Genomic DNA, 6,301 nt, shown 5'->3' with positions numbered 1-6,301 from the left:
GCGTTGTTGCTTGCTATTGCCTATTTAGGACTCTTGCGTATTGCGGCCAATAATGAGCCATTACCGCCAGAAGATCCAAACCAGCCGCTGGACCAATTACCCAATACTCGCCAAGTGCTATTGTCGGGTCTGCATTATTTGTTACCTGTAGTGGTGCTTGTTTGGTGTTTGATGGTGGAACGTTTGTCACCGGGCTTATCGGCATTTTGGGGATCGGTAATTCTGGTGGTTATTGTTTTGACTCAACGTCCACTGCTTAACTGGATGCGCAAAGACGGTAAACACAACTACGGCTCTTTCAAAGAGGGTTGTATTGATTTACGTGAAGGCTTGGTAGCGGGTGCGCGCAATATGATTGGTATCGGTATCGCTACCGCGACTGCCGGTATTATTGTTGGTGCAGTCTCTCAAACCGGTGTTGGTTTAGTTTTGGCTGATTTGGTTGAAATGCTATCGATGGGCAATCTGCTACTGATGTTGCTATTAACGGCAGTACTTAGCTTGATCCTTGGTATGGGCTTGCCAACAACAGCGAACTATATTGTCGTTTCGAGCCTATTAGCGCCGGTGATCGTCACTCTGGGTGAACAACATGGCCTGATTGTTCCGTTAATTGCGGTGCACTTATTCGTGTTTTATTTCGGCATTATGGCTGATGTGACGCCACCGGTTGGCTTAGCTTCCTTTGCTGCGGCTGCGGTTTCGAAAGGCGATCCGATCAAAACCGGTTTAACCGCGTTTTATTACAGCTTACGAACTGCGGCGCTGCCATTCCTATTTATCTTTAATACCGATTTGTTATTGATTGATGTGGATTGGGCGCATGGTATCGCAATCTTTATTGTCTCGACGGTGGCGATGTTAATTTTTGCCGCTGCCACGCAGGGATGGTTCTTAACTCGTAACAAATGGTATGAAGGCGTATTACTGCTGTTGGTGGCCTTTACCTTATTTAGACCGGGATATTGGGTTGATTTAGTTGTCGATCCTTACCAATCAACCAACCCGAAAGTGATGACACAAACGTTAGAGTCTTTAGAGCCTGGTGATGTGCTGAGAATGCGCATTAGTGGTGAAGATAGCGTAGGTAAAATGCGTGAATTCTCGGTGCTGCTAGAAGTGCCAGAAGGGCAGAGTGGTCAAGACCGGTTGGATGCTTTAGGTCTTGAAACCTACCAACAAGACGAGAAGACATTCATCGATATTGTGGCCTTTGCTAGCCCTGCTGAAGCGGCCGGTTTGCAGTTTGACCAGCAAATCGTCGACGTTCGAATTACCGTTGAACGTGTTCGCAAAGAGTGGATGTGGATTCCTGCCTTGCTATTATTTGGCTTGGTCGTGGCAATGCAACGACGAAGAGTGGCGAAAGAGTTGAGGCTCGCGAGCGCATAACCCTTCATTTTGTTTCTCAAAATATTCATTTTAGAACAATGAGTTAAAACCCAGCTATGCTGGGTTTTCTTTTCTCTGCAATATCAATACGGAGTATTTAGAGACTATTGCTTGTACTGATAATGGTTGCGATTTAGAATCGCATCCTTCAGTGCTGCGAAAAAAGAAAAATGTCGAAAATTTTGGTCGTTGATGATGATATTGAACTGTGTCAGTTGATATCAGAAGTTCTCACGTTAGAAGGCTATCAGGTAGAGTGTGTTCACTGTGGTGAAAGCGCGTTGCAATATATTGAAAAGCATCCGGTCGATCTGGTGTTGCTGGATGTCATGCTGCCTAAATTAAGTGGTTTACAAGTGGCGCGCCGAATTTGCCAGCGCTTTGCGACGCCTATCTTGATGCTTACAGCGCTTAATGATGAATCTTCAATGTTAGACGGTTACCAAGCGGGGGCGGATCAATACGTCGCTAAACCGTTTAAAGTGCCAGAGTTGTTGACTCGGATTAAAGCGATTTTTCGTCGAGTTGGCTTAGAAAAGCAGCGTCAAAGTTACTGTTCCGATCAAAATGGATTTTCAGAGTCTGTTTCTGGTTTACCTTTTACCGGGACAGAAGCAGATCTACTTAATTATTTGATGCGAAACGAAGGTGTTGTGATTTCCAAGGCGCAATTGCAAATCGAAGTGCTAAAAAAAGAGCTCAGTCCTTTTGATCGTAACCTCGATATGCACATCAGTAATGTTCGCCGCAAATTGGTCGAAGCGGGGATGTCAAAACAGCATATTAAAACCGTGCGTGGGCGAGGCTATAGCTTTGTTGCCAGCGTTCTTGAGTAAGTCATCGGGAACCCAACGTGAATTCAACCCTATCTGCCTTTTTTAGTCGGCTATCTGCCTGTGTGATTGGCAAACGTAAAGGCAGTTTGGCATTTCAGCTATTTAGTTATATGTCAGTGGTGGTCTTGAGCATCTTATTGCTGCAAGGGATCACAGAGCAGGCTTTGATTCGTACCGTATTGGTTTTACCTGACTCGGTGAAAAGTGAATTGCGCGATCTTGCCGCTCAAGCCAATGTGATGATTGAAGATGGTGATATGGACGAGTTGGCCGATTGGGCCAACGCTCAGCCTTACTATCTGTTTGTGTTGGATAAAAATAACCAGCCGATCACGCACCGTAAAATGCATCCCCATTTCGCCTTTAAACTGAAGTTCTTGCGTCAGTTAGATCAGATGATGGGTGATAGAGTTGCCAAGCCATTGATTGGTCAACCATTGATTGATGATCATACCTTGGTGGTTCAGTTACCAAGTCATATGCACCCCGCACATCGCTTTCTTAGTTACTTAGCGATCAGTAAATTTGTCATCGCTTTCTTTATTTTGACGATTTTTTCTCTGATCTTGGCGCGTAAGTTACAACAGCCACTCGATCGATTAAGAGAGGCGAGTCATCGTCTTGCTCGAGGGGATTTTAACGTCAATGTGGTGGCCGAGTTAAAATCGAATACGCGTGAGTTCAATGAACTTGCGGAAGATTTCGATCAGATGAGTATTCAAATTCACTCGTTAGCGGAAAAGCAAAAGCGCTTGATACGTGATGTATCCCACGAGCTGCGCACGCCACTGGCGCGACAAAACCTAGCCTTGCATCTGCTAAAACACAAAGTATCAGAGAAGGATCGCAGTTTAGTCGAGCGAGTGGAAAGGGAAGTGGAAGAGATGGACTCTCTAGTCGCCGAGATCCTCACGTTTAGTCAACTTGAAAACTCGCGCTATGAAGTGAAACTAAAATCGGTCGATTTAGAAAGCTATGTGGCATCACAAGTAAATCAAAGTCAGTTCGATATTGGGCCGCAACAACGTTTGAGTTTTATTCCGAGCCAAGCACAGAGCCAGGTTTTGGCTGACGAACGCTTGGTTGTACGTTGTGTGCGTAATTTGATCACCAATGCTGGAAAATATGCGGGTGAGCAAGCCAATATCGAAGTATTGCTTTACAGCCTTACTCAAGATGAGAAAGAGTACAGTGTGGTGGCGGTGCAGGATGATGGTAAAGGTATTCCGACCAGTCGGCTGGATGAGATATTTCAACCTTTTACGCGGCTAGAATCGGCACGTGATAAGAAGTCGGGGGGCTATGGGCTTGGCCTTGCCATTGTCAAAGAAGCGATGCACTTGATGCATGGCCAAGTACAAGCGTCCAATCGGCGTGATGGTGGCTTACGCATCGAGCTTCTCTTTCCCAATTAGTTCATTTCTACACAAAAGAGCACGCCAATCGGCGTGTTTTTTTGCCTTAAAGTTCGTTTCTTAAAGAAAAGCGCCAACTAACAGTACCTTGGAATAAATGTAATATTTCCCTGACAAATGCAAAGAATGTAAATTTCAATGCAAATGATAGTGATTATCAATTATATTCTCTTTCGTTCAATAGGGCAGTCGCAGTGGGCTGTAAATAAACCGATCGACTTACTAAGAGTTAGAACGATTTGGAATGAATGACATCTTGAAACTAGGGTGCCCAGTAGAGGAAACCGCGTTTCAAGCCGGGCTTTAAGGGCACAAGTCGAGCTTGCGCGCAGCGCATAGTTTCAGTGCTCAGTTGTAGGAACAGACCTACGACGGTTGCCAATCATTACCAGTACATTTCGACTCGTAAAATCATTGTTATTTACGGTGATTAATTCATGTCACGGTAAATATAAAAATGAGTAGGGAAATAAAAATGAATTTCAAAGTAACATCCATTTGTAGCGCTGTATTATTCGCGCTAAATACCCCCGTTGTTTTAGCACAAGAGAGCAACACACCCGTTGATGAAACGATAGTTGTTCATGCTCAGAGTTTTAACGACTACAAAGTGGATAGTGCGACTGGAGCAATGCGTACGGATACCAGCATGCTTGATACAGCGCAATCCATCAATGTTATCCCTGAGATTGTTCTTGATGAGCAATTAGCGACAACCTTAGGTGAAGCGCTACAAAACGACGCGAGTGTGAGTGCGGGTACACAAAAATGGAACCGTGAAGTGTTTTATCTTCGTGGCTTTGAACTCTCTTCAAGCAATGGCTATTTAAGAAATGGTCATTCTCTGTTTACTCATTACATGTTGCCGATTGAAACACTTGAAAGCATTGAAGTGATCAAAGGCCCTTCAAGTTTGCTTTACGGCCGTGCCGCTCCGGGTGGTTTGATCAACATGGTCTCTAAGAAACCAACGGAAGCTCCACGAGTGAATGTTGGTACCAACTTTGACGACTTGGGCAGTACTCACCATCATATTGATGCGTCAGGTAAGCTCAACGAGTCAGGCTCACTTCGCGGTCGCACAGTGTTGGTAAAACAAGACTCGGTTGAAAGCCGTAAATACGCAACGGGTGATGAACGCGAACGTGATCGCTTCCTCGGTTACGGTGTGATTGAAGCCGATCTGTCAGACTGGGGCTTACTGTCGTTTAACTACGAAAAAACCAGTGACAGAGCACCTCTGGATACTGGTACTTGGTTAGATCTAAATGGCAATGTTATTGGCAGTCGTGACATGATTCGTGATGCTAACTGGTCATTTATTGATAACGATGTTGAAAACTGGGGCGCAGATTTAGATGTGTACCTAAGCAGTCAATGGCGTGCAAACTTTAGCTTCAACTCGCAAGAAATGAAGCGTCATCGTTATGATTCTTCTCCGAAGCCGACAGATCAGACTCTGGTTGATGGTAGCTACACGTTGAGCCCATTTGACCGTCATGACACATGGAAAACCAAAGCGTTCCATGCTGATCTACACGGTGAATTTACTGCATTAGATGTGGACCACCAAGTGTTGATGGGCATGAATGGTCAGTTCTATGACTATGCTCAGCTTCGAGTGAAAGGCAGCACTGTGGGTGTAAATGCTGGTGATAATCCAGCCAACCCAGGTCTTGATTACCATAATGATAATTCTACATATAAGAGTGATAACAACTATTACGGCTTCTATGTACAAGATTTGATCACTTTCAATGACCAATGGCAAGCGCTGATTGGTGGTCGTTACGACATGTACTTTGCCGATGGCACAACGAGCACAGACCAAGTTGTGAAAGGGGCTAATGACAGTGAGTCATTCTCGCCTAAAGCGGGCATCATTTATCACCCAACATACAATGGTAGCATTTACGCGAACTACTCTGAGAGCTTTAACCCAGTAAGTAATGTGGTTAACGACGACAGAAGCATCACAGAGCGTAAGCCAGAAGAAAGCCGCCAATATGAAATGGGCACCAAATGGGAGTTAATGGACAGCCGTTTATTACTGACTGGTGCGGTGTTTGATATTGAAAAACGCAACATCAGTATTACTGAAGGCGGCATTACTACCCAAAATGGTATTCAACGTCATATTGGTGCAGAAATTGGCTCACAAGGTCAAATCTCGGATAACTGGTTCCTGATGATGTCTGGTATGTATCTAAATGCTAACTACGACAAGCATGATAAGTACCAAGACAAAGCACCAGCGAACGTACCAGAATGGTCTGGTTCAGTATGGACTCGTTATTCAATGACAGAAGCGACTGCCTTTAACTTCGGTTTGTTCTATCAAGGCGAACGTTGGGCTGATAATGCAAACACCGTTAAGCTAGACGGGTACACTCGTGTAGATACGGGCGCTTCGCACTCAATCAATAGTGATTACGTCAATTGGGATTTCCGCTTTAATATCGAAAACCTATTTGATACCGATTACGTCGCGGGAACGGGTGGCAGTACAAGTGAGGGTGTTGTGACTGACGTCCATTATGGTAACGAACGTCGCTTTAAGTTCTCAGTAAATGCGACATTCTAAACCTCGCGTATTAAACGAAATGTAAATAGACACCGCTCGATCTTGAGCGGTGTTTTCCGTTGTCTATCGTAAGC

The 6,301-nt window shown here is 44.8% G+C and carries 4 protein-coding genes; all 4 read left to right on the top strand.

Annotated elements, in window-relative coordinates; translation table 11 throughout:
* Window positions 1–1,392, top strand: a 1,392-nt coding sequence (locus RH88_RS19335; protein ID WP_005599207.1) for a TRAP transporter permease, incomplete at its 5' end; no start/stop codon positions are given.
* 170 nt (window positions 1,393–1,562) lie between these two features.
* Window positions 1,563–2,228 (top strand): response regulator transcription factor, encoded by a 666-nt coding sequence (locus RH88_RS19330; protein WP_005599205.1) that lies wholly within the window; start codon window positions 1,563–1,565, stop codon window positions 2,226–2,228.
* Window positions 2,229–2,338: 110 nt separating this feature from the next.
* Window positions 2,339–3,643, top strand: coding sequence for a sensor histidine kinase (locus tag RH88_RS19325; RefSeq protein ID WP_241212209.1), 1,305 nt, complete (start codon window positions 2,339–2,341; stop codon window positions 3,641–3,643).
* 475 nt (window positions 3,644–4,118) lie between these two features.
* Window positions 4,119–6,227, top strand: coding sequence for a TonB-dependent siderophore receptor (locus RH88_RS19320; RefSeq protein ID WP_005599200.1), 2,109 nt, complete (start codon window positions 4,119–4,121; stop codon window positions 6,225–6,227).
* Window positions 6,228–6,301 lie beyond the last annotated feature (74 nt).

The sequence above is a fragment of the Vibrio scophthalmi LMG 19158 genome (assembly GCF_000222585.1).
GTDB classification, from domain to species: Bacteria; Pseudomonadota; Gammaproteobacteria; order Enterobacterales; family Vibrionaceae; genus Vibrio; species Vibrio scophthalmi.
The sequence above is the reverse complement of the archived record's forward strand: the minus strand, read 5'-3'. Positions and strand labels throughout refer to the sequence as shown.

Coding starts and splice junctions, on each gene's coding strand:
- RH88_RS19320 (WP_005599200.1), top strand. CDS start 4,119: ATGAATTTCAAAGTAACATCCATTTGTAGCGCTGTATTATTCGCGCTA.
- RH88_RS19330 (WP_005599205.1), top strand. CDS start 1,563: ATGTCGAAAATTTTGGTCGTTGATGATGATATTGAACTGTGTCAGTTG.
- RH88_RS19325 (WP_241212209.1), top strand. CDS start 2,339: ATGTCAGTGGTGGTCTTGAGCATCTTATTGCTGCAAGGGATCACAGAG.